The sequence below is a fragment of the Taylorella equigenitalis ATCC 35865 genome (assembly GCF_000276685.1).
Taxonomy (GTDB): Bacteria; Pseudomonadota; Gammaproteobacteria; order Burkholderiales; family Burkholderiaceae_B; genus Taylorella; species Taylorella equigenitalis.
Genome location: NC_018108.1, coordinates 1195695 through 1213299, shown reverse-complemented (window position 1 = coordinate 1213299; position 17605 = coordinate 1195695). Strand labels below are relative to the sequence as shown.

The 17605-nt window shown below is 35.1% G+C and carries 17 protein-coding genes; 5 read left to right on the top strand and 12 right to left on the bottom strand.

Features of this window, described 5'->3' with window-relative positions; all coding sequences use genetic code 11:
- Positions 1 to 16: 16 nt before the first annotated feature.
- From KUI_RS05545 to KUI_RS05495, 11 genes are all read right to left on the bottom strand, one after another.
- Positions 17 to 2305, bottom strand: a complete 2289-nt coding sequence (locus KUI_RS05545) for a VirB4 family type IV secretion/conjugal transfer ATPase (RefSeq protein ID WP_225972084.1) — start codon at positions 2303 to 2305, stop codon at positions 17 to 19.
- Positions 2306 to 2321: 16 nt separating this feature from the next.
- Positions 2322 to 2747, bottom strand: a complete 426-nt coding sequence (locus KUI_RS05540; protein WP_014840490.1) for a VirB3 family type IV secretion system protein — start codon at positions 2745 to 2747, stop codon at positions 2322 to 2324.
- Positions 2747 to 3043, bottom strand: a complete 297-nt coding sequence (locus KUI_RS05535; RefSeq protein WP_013521310.1) for a hypothetical protein — start codon at positions 3041 to 3043, stop codon at positions 2747 to 2749. Before KUI_RS05535 ends, KUI_RS05540 begins: the two co-directional genes overlap by 1 nt.
- Positions 3044 to 3153: 110 nt before the next feature.
- Positions 3154 to 3885 (bottom strand): lytic transglycosylase domain-containing protein, encoded by a 732-nt coding sequence (locus KUI_RS05530; RefSeq protein ID WP_013521309.1) that lies wholly within the window; start codon positions 3883 to 3885, stop codon positions 3154 to 3156.
- The gene (locus tag KUI_RS05525) at positions 3882 to 4886 is read right to left on the bottom strand and encodes a hypothetical protein (protein ID WP_014840489.1); all 1005 of its coding nucleotides are present in this window, start codon (positions 4884 to 4886) and stop codon (positions 3882 to 3884) included. Before KUI_RS05525 ends, KUI_RS05530 begins: the two co-directional genes overlap by 4 nt.
- Positions 4870 to 5556, bottom strand: a complete 687-nt coding sequence (locus KUI_RS05520; RefSeq protein WP_013521307.1) for a TrbM/KikA/MpfK family conjugal transfer protein — start codon at positions 5554 to 5556, stop codon at positions 4870 to 4872. The genes KUI_RS05525 and KUI_RS05520 overlap by 17 nt, the downstream gene beginning before the upstream one ends.
- Entirely contained in the window at positions 5543 to 6289 is a 747-nt protein-coding gene (locus KUI_RS05515; RefSeq protein WP_013521306.1) for a nucleotide-binding protein, read from the bottom strand. Before KUI_RS05515 ends, KUI_RS05520 begins: the two co-directional genes overlap by 14 nt.
- Positions 6290 to 6566: 277 nt before the next feature.
- Positions 6567 to 7235, bottom strand: a complete 669-nt coding sequence (locus KUI_RS05510) for a hypothetical protein (protein WP_014840487.1) — start codon at positions 7233 to 7235, stop codon at positions 6567 to 6569.
- On the bottom strand, positions 7232 to 7909 hold the full coding sequence (locus tag KUI_RS05505) for an epoxyqueuosine reductase QueH (RefSeq protein ID WP_014840486.1): 678 nt from the start codon (positions 7907 to 7909) through the stop codon (positions 7232 to 7234). The genes KUI_RS05510 and KUI_RS05505 overlap by 4 nt, the downstream gene beginning before the upstream one ends.
- Positions 7906 to 10626 carry a bifunctional [glutamate--ammonia ligase]-adenylyl-L-tyrosine phosphorylase/[glutamate--ammonia-ligase] adenylyltransferase gene (glnE, locus tag KUI_RS05500; RefSeq protein ID WP_014840485.1) on the bottom strand — a complete coding sequence of 907 codons (2721 nt, stop codon included), beginning with the start codon at positions 10624 to 10626 and terminating at the stop codon, positions 7906 to 7908. The genes KUI_RS05505 and glnE overlap by 4 nt, the downstream gene beginning before the upstream one ends.
- A 3-nt stretch (positions 10627 to 10629) precedes the next feature.
- Positions 10630 to 11058: a hypothetical protein gene (locus tag KUI_RS05495; RefSeq protein WP_013521302.1), complete on the bottom strand. Its 429-nt coding sequence runs from the start codon at positions 11056 to 11058 to the stop codon at positions 10630 to 10632.
- Between the two features lie 75 nt (positions 11059 to 11133).
- Between KUI_RS05495 and KUI_RS08305 the strand changes: the two genes are divergently transcribed.
- From KUI_RS08305 to lon, 5 genes are all read left to right on the top strand, one after another.
- A complete protein-coding gene (locus KUI_RS08305; protein WP_013521301.1) occupies positions 11134 to 11271 on the top strand; it encodes a hypothetical protein in 138 nt (45 codons plus the stop codon).
- Between the two features lie 95 nt (positions 11272 to 11366).
- Positions 11367 to 12686 carry a trigger factor gene (gene tig, locus KUI_RS05490; RefSeq protein WP_013521300.1) on the top strand — a complete coding sequence of 440 codons (1320 nt, stop codon included), beginning with the start codon at positions 11367 to 11369 and terminating at the stop codon, positions 12684 to 12686.
- Positions 12686 to 13369: an ATP-dependent Clp endopeptidase proteolytic subunit ClpP gene (gene clpP, locus KUI_RS05485; RefSeq protein ID WP_013521299.1), complete on the top strand. Its 684-nt coding sequence runs from the start codon at positions 12686 to 12688 to the stop codon at positions 13367 to 13369. Before tig ends, clpP begins: the two co-directional genes overlap by 1 nt.
- Positions 13366 to 14595 (top strand): ATP-dependent Clp protease ATP-binding subunit ClpX, encoded by a 1230-nt coding sequence (gene clpX, locus KUI_RS05480; RefSeq protein WP_013521298.1) that lies wholly within the window; start codon positions 13366 to 13368, stop codon positions 14593 to 14595. The genes clpP and clpX overlap by 4 nt, the downstream gene beginning before the upstream one ends.
- A 28-nt stretch (positions 14596 to 14623) precedes the next feature.
- The gene (gene lon / locus KUI_RS05475; protein WP_014840484.1) at positions 14624 to 17062 is read left to right on the top strand and encodes an endopeptidase La; all 2439 of its coding nucleotides are present in this window, start codon (positions 14624 to 14626) and stop codon (positions 17060 to 17062) included.
- Here the strand turns inward: lon and KUI_RS05470 are convergent.
- A complete protein-coding gene (locus KUI_RS05470; protein WP_013521296.1) occupies positions 17055 to 17558 on the bottom strand; it encodes a hypothetical protein in 504 nt (167 codons plus the stop codon). The genes lon and KUI_RS05470 overlap by 8 nt on opposite strands.
- Positions 17559 to 17605: the final 47 nt, after the last annotated feature.

The following is a 17605-nucleotide window of genomic DNA, read 5'->3' as shown; positions in this document are numbered from 1 at the left end:
GTTACATTGTTAAATACTAAATTAGCTTTTTAGCTTTCCTTCTCTCATTAATTGTCTCTTTAAATATTGGATACCAAACATCAGGATTTTTTGAATCCACTCTCTTAATAATCTCATCTAACAATTCGTTGTTGGCACTATTTCCACTTAATACTGCCATCTCATCACTAAAGCCATATAAATCTAGCTTTGCAAAAGCCGATTGTTTAGATTGTTTTACTAAGAATGTTCTACTATCTAAAGATAGCTTAACAAGCTCGTCAAACTCTTTTCGTGTTATTCCTACAAACTCATAACGCCCTTCATAAACAGCGTCTGGATTTGGCAAGAAAACCTTAGTCGGGGTTTGTTGAACTATTGCTGGAAAGATATCGCTAGTAATTGCGTCTTCAGGCGATTGGGACGTTAATACACACCAACCTCCCAATTTCCTATCTGTCTTAAGCATTTTTAAAATTAATTCTGAAGTTGTGCTAAATCGTAATGGATACCAAAACTCTTCAATCACAGTACAAAGAATCCCGTCTTCTTTAGCTACCCTTTCCATCATAAGTGATCTTAAATAGAATAGATAAAGTAAAACTGGTTCTGTAGGGGGATATTTATCTTGCAAAATATCTGTTAAATCAAAACCTATCTTTGTAAATTCATGATGATTAAAGATATTGGTTTCATTATCTAAACACCATGAAAATCGTCCATCTGTACTTCTACACCACTTTGATAACCTTGTTCTTAGCGAATTAGGGTTTTCGTTTTGATAAGGGATTGACTGCAAAAGAGTTGAAAAATTACGATTTTCAAAATCAATTATGTTAAATAGCGTATCCACTGCTAATTTAATCTGTCCTTCTTCATCAGCTGTAACTGTACCATCAACATTACGTCCACATACTCCTACAAGTGTATATAAAAACTCTCTATTTGCTGGGGTATCCTCTATCTGAAATGGGTTTAGCCCAGTTGGCTTTCCTTCTTCAAAAGTAAAGTATGTACCGCCTAAAGCACTTAAAAAGATTTTCATACCCTCATCCAAATCCATCACAAATAAATAAGGATTAAATCTATTTGTAAACGTAAGAAGAGATGTCTCAAGCGTTGTTTTACCAGTACCAGTTGCTCCTAAAATCAGTGTGTGGCCTGCTATCTTATCGCCTAGATTATCTTCATTCACATTAGAGTAGTGAAAGTTAAAATCATAGATTGTGTTAGATACAGTTTTTAAGGGCATAATCGCTGTGCCATCGCCTATCGGATTACCTATTTCTTTACCCGCTGAATAATTGTGCATTCCGAATGTTGTGGCAAGATTTTGCGTAGTCTTCGGATACTTTCTTGGTCTTAGCGGACTTTTCGGAATTTGTGAAAAATAAGTTGCGGGGGCGGATAAGCCTGCTTTTGTAAACCTAAAGCCTCCTGCATTTAAAAATCGTGATACCGCTTTTGAACCATTTTGTGAGGCAACAGAAGGCGATTCACCATAAACCACTAGGCATGAGTGATACTCACCAAACATTAATTCGCCCGCACTTAAAAACCCTTTTCCGTAAAGTAACTCTTCTTGTTGATGAATAGCTAAGTCTCCCGCTGAGACTAAGTTATTAAGCTGTTTATCTATAACACCTTGCATTTCAGCAGAATTCACAAACACAAAACTTTGAGTCAGTGTAAATTCAAATGGCAAATTAAGAATATCTACCAAGATTTTAGGTTTGCTTATCCCAAAATCTTTTAAATCAAACGATACGCAATATAAGGTTTCACTTTGGGTTCTTAACTGACATACATCAGTTCCAAAATGCAAATCCGTATTACCAATAACATTTTTTTGTGAAATGTGTGTCTCTGGTATTTGCTCGTGTTTGTAATTTATAAGAGTTGCAAAGAATTCCCATATTTCAGAGAACATTACATCTTCTTCTGTGTACGCTTTTAAAAGAGTAGGGGTATAAGCTTGAAGTCCATTAAGCATTAAAGCAATCAACTCGTTAGCCTCTTTTATACCTTCGTCTATATCATCAATCTTTAAAACACCAGTTATGTAAAAGTAATTACTAAAGTAACTACTTTCTTTAAATTTCTCAACATACTTACTAAGAAACTCATTTGTGAATAAATTATCAACCGAGTACTCTCTTTCAAACTGCCTTTTTTTTCTTTGAAGCGTAGTCCAAAGTGCTAAGCGATTACCTGTTGTTTTACCAATTGCTGTTAGTAAATTATTAAGTTGTTCAAAGTGAGTAATGATATGACTATTGTTTTGGCTTTCAAACGGCATACCATCTACTTGTATAACCCAAGCCAAGTAGCCATCTTCATAGCTAATTAATTCGGGTGTTACGTGATGGCTTATTTTTGGCAAGTAATCTACGTGCGCGGTTTGCTTGTTCAAAATATTCTTTAACCAGTCTGCTGTAATCATCTTTCGTATTTCCAAATTTCGTTGCTAGTATTGTGTTTGTTCCTCCAAACGCTTTACTATTTTTTTTCTTTAGTAGACAAAGCACCTCATACCATAAGATATTCATCGCTTGATCGTCATTTGCACTTATGCTTTTGAGCATAAAAAGCAAAGGAATCGCTAGGGCGAATGCCAAAAAACCTTGTAACCCTATAAATTGCAGAAGAATCAGTGATATAACCATGCTTACCCCAACAATAAGGGCTAGTGCCATAATGGGGATACCCCAAATCATTGCTGATCGGGATAACCCATTAAAGGTTGGATATTCGGGTAAATCGTCCATTAGAAACTAATTCCTTGTCCAGTTGTAAATACCCAGTTAGCAATTGCTACAGCAGCACCTGCACCTAAAATCCATAAGCATGTTTGAAACACATCAGGCCATGTCTTTTTACCCATAAAACCCTCAGCCATTTGCCATAAAAGCGCAATAGTTGCTACCACACCTACTACTATTAAAATTGCTTTACGAAGCTCTTCCATTTTGCCTGCAACGGCGTCTCCGAAGCCTGCTGAATAAGCTACAGTACTCAAACCGCCAAGCACAATAATTACTAATAAATTTAAAAACTTTTTCATTTTTTAACTCCATAAATATTTAATGAAAAAAAATTAGAAATAAAAAATCCGCTTCATAATTAAAGCGGACTAAAAAATAAAACTTAAATTAAGAGGATATATACTTTCTTTTATTTCATATACATTCCCCCTTCTAGTGCAAAATCGTTAAATAAATCCCACTCATAGTATTTTTTCTCTTTTTGCTTACTATCATCATTACCATTAGAGTCTTTAGGATTAAAAACTTTTTCACTCTCTTTTACTTTCTCAAACTCACCTTTGCCTTTTGGGGTAGGTGTGTAATCAACTTTAGGATTGATTTTAGGAACCAGAAATCCTTCATTAGCAAGGGCTACTCTTTTAATCTTATCTACATAACTTAAGCCTTTAGATTTTTTAAACCCAGTAGAAAAATTGCCTGCAAAATAACAACTTAAAGCTTTTTGTAAAGCTACTTGATCGTTGCTACCTTCGCTTTTAGCCCTTTGAAAACACTCACTTAAAATTGCTTCGCTAGCTTTTAGATTTGAGCATGGGTTAAAAACTGATACTTCCGTTAAGTTATATTTAGAGAGGTTATATCTATTGATTTGTGCTAAACCCATTGAGAAATTTAATTTCTCCTTTTTTAGCTTTTGCACTGTCTTTAAGGCTTCATCTAATGTTTTTGGCTGTTTCACTTCACCGCCTACAACTCCAATTGCGTAAGGGTTAAAAGAGCTTTCAACTCTTATAATTGCCCTCATAGTCTCTGGGGCTACATTTGGTGAACATGATTTAATAACATCATCATAGTCATTTGCATTAGCATTGCTAGAATATGCCATCAAAAAAAGAGTTATGTAGATTAATTTTTTCATATAAATTTAAATGCAATTATTGTAAAAAGGGCAAGATTAGCTAACCCTAAACCAAGGGTAAGGATAGTACTCTTACTTAGTTTCTTTTCTATAAATTGCATAATCCCTTTGTTTTGCTGTTGATAATACTTAAGCCCATTTGTAGACATCTCATTTAATAGAGCTTCTGCTATCTCATCTAGATTGATTCTCTTGTGTTCAAAAAGACTAACCATCTCTCTTAACTGATTCTGCTTAACTTTATCTAATTTATTGACAAAATCACTAACTTCAGCAATCTTTTTATCAAGAGTAACCATAAAATCTTTTAGATATTGAGTTTCTTGTCTGATTTCTTCTCTAAGATATTTCTTCCAATACACTAATACCCAAAGCATTGGCTCATCTTCATCTAAGGTTAGATTAGATACATCATAAAACTGCATTTGAATACTTTTCTTAATATCTCTATACCGATCTATCGTTATCCCTTTGTTTGCCCTTAGATATTCTAATTCTGTCTTTAAATTTGGATTTTCTAAATTAAGTGGCTTACTTTTTGGATAGTTACCTTCTAACTCATTCGTATTAGCTTTCGAGGGTTGAATTTCAGCTTCTTCCTTACTTGCAGATTGAACTTTACTTTCCTTAGCTTCTACTGTGTGTCCTTCATTGTTCTTAGATAAATTAGAAGAGGGGAAAGTAGAAAGTTCTGGATTTGGACTTTGAAGTTTTTCTTCTAAACCTATGCTGTCTTCTGTACTTTCAACTTCATTGTCTTCATAATCATCTTCCATTTGTTTTTTAAACAAATCCGAATCGGTGAATACTTCATCATCGTCCAAATCTTTATTTTCTTGATTAGCACGAAGAAAAACTTTGATTTGCTTTTGGTCTTCTTTGGAAAACAAATGAAGGTTTTTTCGAAAAAGGTTTATGATTTCATCTTTTTGTTGGATTTTAGATTCCTTTCTACCTCTAAACTTCACCTCATAAAGTTTATTACTAGTTTGTTCGTTCACGCTTGCCCTCATTTATAGGTGTGTACCAAATTTTGTAATTGTTAGGGGTTTTAGGTGTATTAGCTTTAATAGCCTCTACTTCTTTCATAACCTTTTCACGATCTAATGGGTCTGCCCATTTACCACCTTCAAATTTGTCTCCGATGTATGTCACATCTACATCAGTCCATTCGTGGTTTTCATAGTTAATGCAATATGCAGGTTTAGTATCCTCTATAACTTCAATTTCTTTAGTGATAACCTCATCTTCATAATCTGAAATTGTTCCGTTATATATCTTTTTTCCAGTCTCTATATGTTTAATATATTTACGCCTATTTTGAGTATTTAAGATATTAGCGTCACAATAACCAGCACCATAAGCTATTGCCTCTATTAATGACGCCATTCCTACTTCATGAGAAGCAGGACATAGATTAAGAAAATCAATCCTCATAAGAGGGGTTTTCCAAGGTTTTTTCTTATTAAAAATACTGAAGTACTTATGAAGTGATGGTGAGCATTCAGATGGGCGTGTACCAGAGGATAAACATAAAATTGCCTCACATGCTAATCTAACATCACCAGTTAATAAATCATCATCAGCATACGCTAATGAAAAAATAGGACTTATTGCTAATGCAGTAAGTCCTACTAATGCTTTTTTCTTAATTGAATTAGGTTTTTTCATAATTAGTTCCTCCTAATATTGGATCTAGTTGTTGGTATATATTTTTTTTAAATGTCTTAATTCTTTGTTTAGACATTAAGGGGAAATCTGATGAGTTATCTACCTCATCAAAAGTTAGATTATTTGTTGTCATTTTGGATATATCTTTTCCAAATGTTGAATCGCTATATTTTTTAAGAAATATTAGCCCTTTGATTTTGTGTTGATTGTTTTTAATAACACTCCAATTTTCAAAGGATTTTTCATTTTTAATTACTTGCCCAAAAAATTCATTTATCCATATTACTGATTGGTAATTAAACCTTGTCAAGATATTCATTAATCCATGAGAGGTATCATCTATTGAGCCTCCCCCAATAATAGGTATATGAAAAACTAATTCAGCACCTATAGTATTAATCACTTCTTGCACTTCATTTTCTTTAAGATATGAAATTAAGGGAATAAAAGAGCCAGAGCCATTATCAATCACAAATTGGGTGTCTTCTGATGACTTAAGCAATTCATCAAAAATACTATCGAAACTTGAGTTATCTATAAAACCATCTTCTTTTAGTAAATTAATTAGCTTGACATTTAAAGAAGGGAATTTATATAAAGTTTGATTTACTGGGTCTGCGTCAAAACAGATAACTTCATTTCCTTTATCTTTTAGATACTGTGCTAGAACTAAAGCAACTAGGCTTTTACCAACACCACCTTTTCCTTGTAGTACAATATGAACTTGTTTCATTTTTTCTCCGTAAAAAAACCACTCAAAAGAGTGGTTAAAATACAACAAAAGCACCGAAAAAAATGGCAACACTTATGGCAACGCGCCTTTTAGTCGGACTTAAGTTATTGAATACATTCAAAAAGTTTATTTTTTTTATTTCCCATCAGCCACCCCATTCCCAATTTTCCCCGTAATTTCCTCCATTTTTTCAGTAATTTCTAATCCCCATTACATAGAATAAGTGATTGAATTTATTAATTAAATGCTCACTATTAGCTTTTTAAATTTTATGAATCTATGGGTTAACAAATTCATCAAATTTAAAAACATATTTATCCCCGTCCTTCGTATAGGAAATGTATCGAGGAAATTGTTCACCTTCTAGCTTCTTTACTTCTATTGCCTTGTTATCGGATCCATGAAATTTATATGTGATTTCAGTTTTATTTACTCCGTCTACTGTGACTGTTTTTGAAGTTTGATTAAGAACTACAGGATCCATCAAATACAATTTTTTTCCATTTGTGTATTGGAGGCTAGGAGGTAATTCACCATAGTATGAAAGTTGATATGCAAGTCCAAATAAATCGAAAACTGGAAGATTTAATTCAATTGAGTTTTTTGGATACTTTTCTTTCCCATATGTAATTAGACCGTTATCGACTACTGCAGAGGCATAAACTTTACCGTTGCGTATATCTTTATAATTTTTAAGTTCAATTCGATCGGAGTGTACTAATCCTTCAGATTCAAAAGACATATCGTAAAAAGGTACGTTAATCTTGGTACTAATAGAGTATTGAGAACCATCATTTTTATACTTTATGTAAGCAGGAATCATCTTATTAGAATCATATCTAATAGTGTATTCTTGGATATTTTGTGCATACAAATAAGCTTCAAGCCCTAAACCTAAAACTGCACCCATACATAATGTAAATACAAATTGTTTGAACAGTTTCAATTTTCTTCCCTGCTATAGAACTTGACACCCAACTCAATTCTTGGTCTGCCTTGACTGACTCGATATCGATTTGCATCTCTTAATGAGTGACTACAACCGCAATATTCCTGCTGATAAAATCCCTCACGCTTACTAATCTCAATCATACGGGCAGAACCTCCACCTTTACGCCAATTAAAATCCCAATAAACTAAATCAGGGTAGGGTTCTACGGCTCTATGACCGCATCCATTAATTTGGTTCATATCCTTCCAACGTGATATGCCTAAACTACTAGTTAAACAATCAAACCCATGGTCATGTGCAAACTTGGCACTTTTCTCAAAACGCATATCAAAACAAACAGTACATCGCGGACCGCGCTCAGGCTCCCATTCCATGCCCTTAGTCCTTGTATACCAATTTTCTGGGTCGTAATCATCGTCAAAAAATTCAATACCGTGCTTTTCTGCAAATCTGATATTTTCATTCTTTCGAATATCATATTCCTTTCGTGGGTGAATATTTGGGTTGTAAAAATAAACTGAATAATCAATACCCGAAGCCAGAAGGGCTTCCATAATCTCTCCTGAACAGGGAGCACAACAGGAATGCATTAAAAGTTTCTTCTTCCCTTGTGGCAATGTTAACTTCGGCCTCTCAATTGGCGTTACAAATGGTTTGGTATCGTTCATTGAAATATATACTTATAAAGGTCTTTAACGGCTTGTATTTCAGTGCTTAAAGTTGATGGATTAACTTCAACATTTGATTTTTCTTGTAATCTGAATTCATGCTGTATTTTACGATATGTTCTATAAGCAACTATGCATTTACTTGCTAAATCTTCGGGTATGAGACTTAAATCTGAAGCTATTTGAAGTAGATTGATATTTCCTAAATTTAAAATTAATTTTTCATATTTATGTGAATTTGTAAGCACTAAAAACTGCGTAATAAATTCAATATCAATCATTCCTCCAACATCATATTTGACGTTGAATAATCCTTTTTGAGATGGGCGGTGAGATTGCGATATGCGTTCTCGCATTTTTAGAATTTCACCTTTGATATCGATGCCATCTCTATTTCTTTTAAGTATCTCTTTTCTTAAGGCTTCAAATTCATTGCCAATTTTTACAGAACCAGCCACAAATCTAGCTCTACTAAGGGCTTGATGCTCCCAAACCCATGCATCTTCTAGTTGATATTTTTTGAAGCTGTCCATGGTAACAGTCAATAAACCAGAATCACCATCAGGTCTTAGTCTCATATCAACTTCATAAAGACGACCAGAAGAGGTCATAGCCGTAAGCCAATTAATAAGCCTGCGACCAAGTTTACTGTACATTTCTGAGGCATCAGGATGAACACTATCAAAAATAAACACTAAATCTAAATCGGAATAGTATCCAAGCTCTTTGCCACCTAATTTACCGTATCCAATAATTGCAAATTCAGGCTCTTCGGGCCAATCTGGTTTGCGAAGATTGCCCCAACACCACCTCAAGCACATTTCAAGTAGGATATCAGCCAGCAACGAAAGATTATCGGCCAGCTCTTCTACAGTAAAAGCATTTTCTAAGTCTTGAGCAATTAGTTGTAAGTTGGCAATGTTAAACGCATCTCTAATTAGATTCATCTGACGTTCAACATCTGCATTCCCCTTAGAGTCTACGCAAGCAGCCATTTCACGGTTTAAATTTTCTCTGAGTGTTTCAAAGTCGATTGGTTCCATAAGAGCATTCCAATCTAATAAACTATCGAGCAGTATAGGATGTGTCAATAACACCTGAGCCGCCAACCGACTTGTGCTCATAATTCGAGCAACTCTTTTTATAACTTCAGGATACTCTATTAAAAGGGTTATGTATGTGCTTCTTTGAGCAATGGTTTCTATTAATTCACAAAGTAAAATGAAAGTTCTAACTGGCTCATTTGATTTCAGGCTAGAGTCTGCTAAATACAAAAATAATTCGTCTAGCCTTTTAATATTTGTTGGGCTTAATTGTTTTATTTTGGGTTTGTTTTTTAGAATTTTCCATGCTTGTTTTAAATTTGAAAATTTATCGGATTCCTCTTTCTCCAAAGTGGTAATCACTTCTTTAACTGGCTCAGTCTGCAAACCAACTAAATTAAAAACTTCCTCAAATTTTTTAGATACAAACTTGCAGTAATCTTCCAGGGTTTCAGTGAACTCATTAAACTCATATCCCATAGCAGATGCTAGAAACTTTCTAGTTTCAAGGCTATCTGGAATTTCATGGGTTTGCATATCATCTTTATATTGCAAGAAGTGTTCAACTCTTCTATGAAAGTAATATATTTCTACCAGTTTGGTTGCGTCTTCTAGTTCCATCAGACCTGCGGCTGAAATTGCTTTTAACGCTGCTACCGTACCTCGTTCCTGTAAACTTGGTAATCGCCCACCTTTCATAAGTTGAATTAATTGAGCGATAAACTCAATTTCTCTGATACCCCCATCTCCTAATTTGATATTAAAACCATTATTTGATTTGGCTGCGACTTTACGGTCCCAATCATCTTTAATTTGCTCTCTAAGATCTCTAAGGGAATTTAAAGTATCAAAATCAAAATATTTTCTATAGACGAAAGAAGTCCTTAAATCTTCAAAATATTCATAATCGTTATTATTTGGTATGGAAATATCAGTAATAGAAATGGCTCTTGCCTTGAGATAAGCGTACCGTTCCCATTCTCTACCTTGTGTGACTATGTAATGCTCAAAAGCATTTAGACTCCAAGCAAGCGGACTGCCATCACCATCTGGACGTAACCTTAAATCGGTGCGAAACACAAATCCATCGGCATCAATGTCTGATAGCAAATGCATCATCCTTTGAGTTAGTTTGTGAAAATATTCATGAAATGATATTGATTTATGTTTGCCTTCGGTTTCTCCCTGACATGAATAAAGAACAACTAAATCAATATCAGAAGAAACGTTAAGTTCAAAACCTCCTAATTTCCCCATACCTATTATTATTGGTAATAGTGGCTGTTTTTTTTCTGGATCTGTGGGGGTGCCATAGATTTTGGATAACTTTTTATTTACAGTGTGATAGGCAGTTTTTATTGAAAAATCAGCCAGTAAACTCATAGTCTGAACAACTTGAGATGTTTTAATCTCTTTGGCAATATCTTTTACAATAGTCACTAAAAGTATTCTTCTTCTGGCAAGCCTTAAAGACGACTTTACACTATCAATTTCTAAGTCACAGCTTTCAATAGAATCTAAATTTAATCCAACATCAGCAAACACAGATTTAATCAAGGACCTCCCATATTCCTGGTCAAGGTCCTTGTTAAGTTGCTCTAAAACTTTAGGACTAGAGGATAATTTTGTCTTTAAATAATTTGACCAATTAGCGGCATTAGAAATAATGTCCATTAATTACTTAGAAAATACCCTTTTAAAAACGATTTGATCAACTGCAAATGCAGAAAATAGTGATACTACCGCAAGGTGAGACCAATGAACTTGAACATGTTGAATGGTCATAAGAACGAGCGCAGTACCTGATAAAGCACCTATAACTGACCTAATAGCAATATACACATAATTCTCGTCTCTAAGTCGAGGAAGTTTTGATTTTGAGAACTCTAGTTCGCTATTACTTAAGCTACAAGTGCCTACTGATACTATAGTACCAACCATACCAAAAAACATGGTTGTGAAACTCACAGACCATGATATAACAAGCCCTAGAATTCCGAAGATAATAAGTCCAAGTACAAAAGTGCCATTTGTGAATATGGAATCGTGGCGACTAGTTGTCTCTGAAATTTCTACATCTTTTATTTCATTGAAATCATTGCTCATAATTACCCCATTGGAATAGAAGTTGAATTAAGGTATATTTTTACATAGAAAAATTAATTTTTTGAGGGTTAACATATGGTTAGAATTATTATTGCTGGAATTTTAATCGCATTTACAAGTTTATCTATAAGTGCTTGTCAGCTTGGTGGTAGCGTTAAGGCTGATAGAAGCGGTATAGGAGCTAATGTGGGCGGAGGCATAAATTTTAATTAAATATAGTTTTTTGCCCTAAATGAGATAAAAATATTTGTTATTTAAGTAAAATAGCAAGTTAACAAAAAAATTTATAACTTATTTAGGGTTTTTTCATGACTACTAGTAATGAATCAAAAATTGAAAAACTAGATGGCTTAAAGCGTCAAATTGAGTTGCGTGTTAGCCAAAAAGCAGTAGATGATGCTGCTCAATCAGAACTAAAACGTATCGCTAAAACTGCAAAAGTGCAGGGTTTTAGGCCAGGTAAAGCTCCATTAAAAATGATTGAGCAAAGTCACGGACCTAGTGTTAGATACGAAGCTCTAAATAAGCAAGTTGTTGATGAGCTAGATAGAATTGTTCGTGAACAGGATCTTAGAATAGCTGGTAGACCTGACATCAAACCTAAAGAGGGTGAAACTTCGACTGAGGATTTTGTATTTTTAGCTGATTTTGAGGTATATCCTGAAGTTGATTTGGGTGATGTAGGTTCTATGAACTTCACGAAATTTAAATCAGAACTAGGTGATTCTGAAATCAATGAAACAATTGAAATTCTACGTAAACAACGTACCAAATTTAATAAGGTAGATCGTGCATCTCAAGATCAGGATCGTGTGACAGTAGATTTTACAGGTAAGATTGATGGCGTTGAATTTGAAGGCGGTAAGGCTGAGAGCTTTCCATTTGTACTAGGTGTTGGTGCTATGTTGCCAGAATTTGAAGAGGCAGCAAAAGGGCTTAAAGCGGGCGAAGAGAAAACATTTTCACTAGCTTTCCCAGAAGATTATCACGGAAAAGAAGTGGCTGGAAAAACTGCTGAGTTCACACTTAATATGAAAGAAGTAGCAGAGCCTGTTCTTCCAGAAGTTAACGAAGAGTTTGCTAAATCACTAGGTCAAAAAGATGGTGATGTTGAGAAATTAAAAGAAGAGATCAAAGCAAATCTTGAAAGAGAAACAAATGCTCGTTTGCTTTCACGCACAAAAAAATCCGTTTGGGATGAACTAGCATCTAAAGTTGAAATGGAAGTACCTAAAGCATTGGTAGATAGGGAAATAGAAGATCACATTGCCACAATTAGAAAGCAATTAGCTCAAACAAAAACTCCTAATGCTGATACTCTACCTATCGAGGGAGAAACATTTAGAGATGAATCCTCTAGAAGAGTTAAATTAGGGCTTATTGTTGCACATATAGTTGATACTGAGGATGTTAAACCAACTATGGAGCAAGTTAGAGCGAGAATTGAAGAGATTTCTAAAAATTATGAGAAACCTCAGGAGTTTGTGGCATATTGCTTGTCTAATCGCGAAGCACGCTCAAATATAGAAAATTCTGTTTTAGAAGATAATGTTGTGGAATATTTCCTTTCTAAAGGTAAAGTCACAGAAGAATCAATTCCATTTAAAGAGCTTATGGGTCAACAATAATGAGTTTATTTGATTACAACTCTAAGTTTATTGATTTCTATACTTCTGTGCATGGGAGTGATTCAGTTCGCCCTCATGGCTTAGGTTATATTCCTCATGTAATAGAACAGTCTGGTAGAGGCGAGAGGGCTTATGATATCTATTCTCGTCTTCTTAAAGAGCGTATTATTTTTATGGTTGGTGAAGTTAATGAGCAGACCGCTAATTTAGTTGTTGCTCAACTTCTTTTCTTAGAATCAGAAAACCCAGAAAAGGATATTTCACTTTATATAAATTCACCAGGTGGTGGAGTTTATGCTGGTCTTGCTATATATGACACTATGCAGTTTGTTACTCCAGATGTTTCCACTATGTGTACAGGATTGGCAGCCAGCATGGGTGCGTTGTTACTGACTGCTGGAGCTGAAGGTAAACGATATAGCTTACCAAATTCTCGTATTATGATTCATCAACCCCTTGGGGGAGCCAAAGGTCAGGCTACGGACATTGAAATTCAAGCTAGAGAAATTTTGGATTTGCGTGAAAGACTGAACCGCATCTTATCTAAGCATTGCGATAAAGATATAGAAATTATACGTAAGCATACTGAACGTGACTATTATATGAGTCCCGAAGAAGCACTCGAGTTTGGTTTAATTGACACTGTATTTACAAATCGTAGCGATTTGAACAAAGAAAAATGACATCAAAATCAACAAAAAATGCACGTTGCTCTTTTTGCTCGAGAAAAAAAGAAGAAGTAAATCAACTTATTGCTGGTCCTTCAGGATTATTTATTTGTGATGTGTGTATAAATGATTGTTTGAATTTAATTAAAGAGCAATCAAAAAATACTGATGAAGGTTCTGAAGAGTTAGCAAAACTTCCAACCCCTTCTGAAATTAAGGAATTTCTAGATAAGTATGTTATTGGTCAAGAGGGTCCAAAAAAACAACTTTCTGTAGCGGTATATAACCACTATAAGAGAATTCGTCATGCTGGTGAAAAATCAAACGATGTGGAGCTTAGTAAAAGCAATATATTATTGATTGGTCCTACTGGTTCTGGTAAAACACTTTTAGCTCAAACTATAGCCAAGCAACTTGATGTGCCTTTTGCTATGGCTGATGCAACTACATTAACTGAAGCTGGATACGTAGGTGAGGATGTAGAGCATATTATTCAGAAACTGTTACAAAACTGCGATTTTGATATTGAAAAAGCTCAGCAAGCCATTATATACATCGATGAAATAGATAAGATTGCTCGGAAGTCAGAAAACCCTTCTATTACTCGAGATGTTTCGGGTGAGGGTGTACAGCAAGCACTGCTTAAACTTATAGAAGGTACGGTTGCCGCAGTTCCACCACAAGGTGGTCGTAAGCATCCTGGGCAGGAGTTTATTCAGGTTGACACTACTAATATACTTTTTATAGTAGGTGGTGCATTTGAAGGATTAGAGAAGATTATCCAAAACCGAACTGAAAAATCTGGGATTGGATTTAATGCTTCTGTATCCCACAAAACTGAAAAAGGGGTGGGGGAGCTTATTGCCCAAGTTGAACCCGAGGATATTATTAAATTTGGTTTGATTCCTGAACTTGTTGGTAGGCTACCTGTAGTCACCACATTACAGGAGTTGGATGTAGGAGCTTTAGTTCAGATTCTTACTGTCCCTAAAAATGCCTTAGTTAAGCAGTATCAAACTTTGTTTGCTATGGAAGGCGTTGAATTGGAGGTGACTCCAGAAGCCCTTAAATTGATTGCCGAGAAGGCTATCAAAAGAAAAACTGGGGCGAGAGGGTTAAGATCGATTATTGAATCTGTACTTATGCCTATTATGTTTGAGATGCCTTCTCGTTCGGATATTAAAAAGGTTATTCTAAACGAAGAAGCTGTCTTAGGTGGAGAGCCAGAAATTATAAGTTGATGACTCTCCTTTAAATTAGAGGATGCATATGTCATTAGATAAAAAACTGGTTAATCTTCCATTATTGCCACTGCGAGATATCGTGGTGTTTCCTCATATGGTTGTGCCTTTATTCGTGGGTAGAGCGAGATCTATTGCCACCCTAGAAAAGGCTATGGCCGAAAAAGATGGTCATCAAGTAATCCTTACTGTTCAAACTTCTCCAGAAGTTGATGAGCCAAAATTTGATCAAATTAATAAATTTGGTGTAGTAGCAAATATTCTTCAACTGATTAAATTGCCAGATGGGACAATTAAATTATTAGTTGAGGGTGTAGAACGCATAAAAATCGATTATATAGAGGATGATGGTTCTTTATATATGGGCGAAGGGCATATTGTAGAGACTACAATATCGGACGAATCTCAAGTATCTCCTCTTATTCGCAGTGTTGGAACTAAATTTGAAGAGTTTGTAAAAATAAATAAACGCCTTCAACCTGATGTTGTTCAATCAATTTTACGCATTGAGGATCCAGTTAGATTTTCAGATACAGTATGTGCTCAGCTTCATGTAAATCAAAGTAAAAAACAAAGCCTTCTTGAAAAAATTGACTTAATTGATCGTTTGAATAGTCTTTTATTTTTCCTAGAGTACGAGATGGATATTATTTCTCTTGAGAAAAAAATCCAAGATCGCGTAAAAAAACAGATGGAAAAAAGTCAACGCGACTATTATCTAAATGAGCAGATAAAAGCTATTCAGAAAGAGTTAGGAGAAGGTGAAGAGGGTGCCGATCTTGAACTTTTAGAAAAGAAAATCAAAGAGGCGGGCATGCCTGATGAAACAGAGGAAAAAGTTCTAGGTGAGCTTAAAAAACTTAAACAGATGGCTCCTATGTCTGCAGAGGCAGCAGTCATTAGAAGTTATATTGATGCAGTTGTTAGTGTGCCATGGAAGAAAAAATCAAAAGCTAACACTAAACTTTCTGTTGCCCAAGAGACATTGGATGCAGATCACTATGGGCTTGAAAAAGTTAAGGAGCGTATTGTTGAATACCTAGCAGTACAAAAAAGAGGTAACAAACTTAAAGCTCCAATACTTTGTCTAGTTGGACCTCCTGGGGTGGGTAAAACTTCATTAGGGCAATCCATTGCGAAAGCTACGAATAGAAAGTATGTTCGTATGGCATTAGGTGGTGTGCATGATGAATCCGAGATACGTGGTCATAGACGTACATATATCGGAGCTATGCCTGGAAAAATCATTCAAAATATGACTAAAGTCGGTGTTAAAAATCCGCTTTTCTTACTTGATGAGATAGATAAGATGGGTCAGGATTACAGAGGTGATCCCTCAGCGGCTTTATTAGAGGTTCTAGATCCTGAGCAAAATAATACCTTTCAAGATCATTATTTAGAAGTTGATTATGATTTGTCGGATGTATTATTTGTAGCTACAAGCAACACAATGAACATACCTGCACCATTACTCGATCGTATGGAAGTAATCAGACTTTCAGGTTATACAGAAGATGAAAAATTGCACATTGCCAAAGATCATCTGATTCCAAAATTGATGAAAAACAATGGAATTAAGACTGGTGAACTCGAAATCGATGACACTGCTGTGATAGATGTTGTGAGATATTACACACGTGAAGCTGGTGTTCGTTCTCTTGAAAGAGAATTGGGAAAAATTTGCCGTAAGGTGGTTAAAGCTATTGTTGAAAAAGAGGAAGAAAGTTCCAAAAAAACTAAGATTAAAACCACAGTGGTTGATAGCAGTAATCTAGATAAATATCTAGGCGTACGTAAATTTACTTTTGGATTGGCAGAAAAAGAAAACCGTATTGGTCAGGTTACTGGCTTGGCTTGGACAGAGGTTGGAGGCGATTTGCTTTCTATAGAAGTAGCAGTTGTTCAAGGTAAAGGACAGATTCAGCATACAGGATCCCTGGGTGATGTTATGAAGGAATCTATGAGTGTTGCCCGTACTGTAATCCGATCATGGGCTTATCAACTTGGATTTTTCGATAATCTTTTTGAGAAAAAAGACATGCATATCCACGTTCCTGACGGTGCCACTCCTAAAGATGGACCCTCTGCTGGTATAGCTGTAACTACAGCATTGGTATCTGCATATTCAGGTATTCCAGTAAGGGCTGATGTTGCTATGACAGGCGAAATAACTCTTAGAGGTGAAGTTTTAGCTATTGGAGGTTTAAAAGAAAAACTTCTAGCAGCTCTAAGAGGAGGTATTAAAAAGGTTCTAATACCTCAGGAGAACGTTAAGGATTTGGCGGAGATACCCGAAAATGTTAAAAATGGCTTAGAAATTATACCTGTGAAGTGGATTAATGAAGTTCTAGAGCATGCTTTAGTATCTATGCCTAAACCGCTATCAGAGGAACAAATTTCTAAACTTAAGGCTGAAGCACTTAATAACGAAAGCACATCTGGTTCGACCCCTAAGTCGATTAATTAACTGGATCTGGAAAACTTCCACTTGGAGGATTTGATGAGTTAGGCTCTGGAAATGTATTTCTAGGGCCTTCATCGTTATTGTTTTGCTCCAGGCTATTTATTGTCCCTTCAACAGGAGTTGGAAATTCACTTTGAGGTGATAAATCATCAATTTGAAGTTCTACATTAAGCGGATCTTCTGAATTTGATTCCTCACTACCAGTTTTATTTTGCGTGAATGTGGTTGTTTCGGAATTAGAATTGGATTCTTTTTCTGTGTTTTGAGTTGTACCAACATATTCTTCGGTGTTGGTACTATTCGGTTTAGATAAAATTTGATTTATATCTTCCTTTATCTGAGCGTTTTGTTTAACTATAGTTACTGGAATACTTGGTTCTTTTGTTTTATTTTTAGGGCCTGTATTTGGAGCTGATAAAACTCTAAAAAGAACAACTACTATAAAAGTTATTATTGCTACAGTTGTTAGTAAATATATCCAATAAAGATTCTTTTTCATAAGGAATTGATATTAGTGCTAAAATTTAAAGTTACATTGAAACTTTG

Bases quoted from the DNA above. Each gene is read 5' to 3' on its own strand.
- KUI_RS05540 (WP_014840490.1), bottom strand. From the start codon at position 2,747: ATGGACGATTTACCCGAATATCCAACCTTTAATGGGTTATCCCGATCA.
- KUI_RS05535 (WP_013521310.1), bottom strand. From the start codon at position 3,043: ATGAAAAAGTTTTTAAATTTATTAGTAATTATTGTGCTTGGCGGTTTG.
- KUI_RS05530 (WP_013521309.1), bottom strand. From the start codon at position 3,885: ATGAAAAAATTAATCTACATAACTCTTTTTTTGATGGCATATTCTAGC.
- KUI_RS05520 (WP_013521307.1), bottom strand. From the start codon at position 5,556: ATGAAAAAACCTAATTCAATTAAGAAAAAAGCATTAGTAGGACTTACT.
- KUI_RS05515 (WP_013521306.1), bottom strand. From the start codon at position 6,289: ATGAAACAAGTTCATATTGTACTACAAGGAAAAGGTGGTGTTGGTAAA.
- KUI_RS05505 (WP_014840486.1), bottom strand. From the start codon at position 7,909: ATGAACGATACCAAACCATTTGTAACGCCAATTGAGAGGCCGAAGTTA.
- glnE (WP_014840485.1), bottom strand. From the start codon at position 10,626: ATGGACATTATTTCTAATGCCGCTAATTGGTCAAATTATTTAAAGACA.
- KUI_RS05495 (WP_013521302.1), bottom strand. From the start codon at position 11,058: ATGAGCAATGATTTCAATGAAATAAAAGATGTAGAAATTTCAGAGACA.
- KUI_RS08305 (WP_013521301.1), top strand. From the start codon at position 11,134: ATGGTTAGAATTATTATTGCTGGAATTTTAATCGCATTTACAAGTTTA.
- tig (WP_013521300.1), top strand. From the start codon at position 11,367: ATGACTACTAGTAATGAATCAAAAATTGAAAAACTAGATGGCTTAAAG.
- clpP (WP_013521299.1), top strand. From the start codon at position 12,686: ATGAGTTTATTTGATTACAACTCTAAGTTTATTGATTTCTATACTTCT.
- clpX (WP_013521298.1), top strand. From the start codon at position 13,366: ATGACATCAAAATCAACAAAAAATGCACGTTGCTCTTTTTGCTCGAGA.
- lon (WP_014840484.1), top strand. From the start codon at position 14,624: ATGTCATTAGATAAAAAACTGGTTAATCTTCCATTATTGCCACTGCGA.
- KUI_RS05470 (WP_013521296.1), bottom strand. From the start codon at position 17,558: ATGAAAAAGAATCTTTATTGGATATATTTACTAACAACTGTAGCAATA.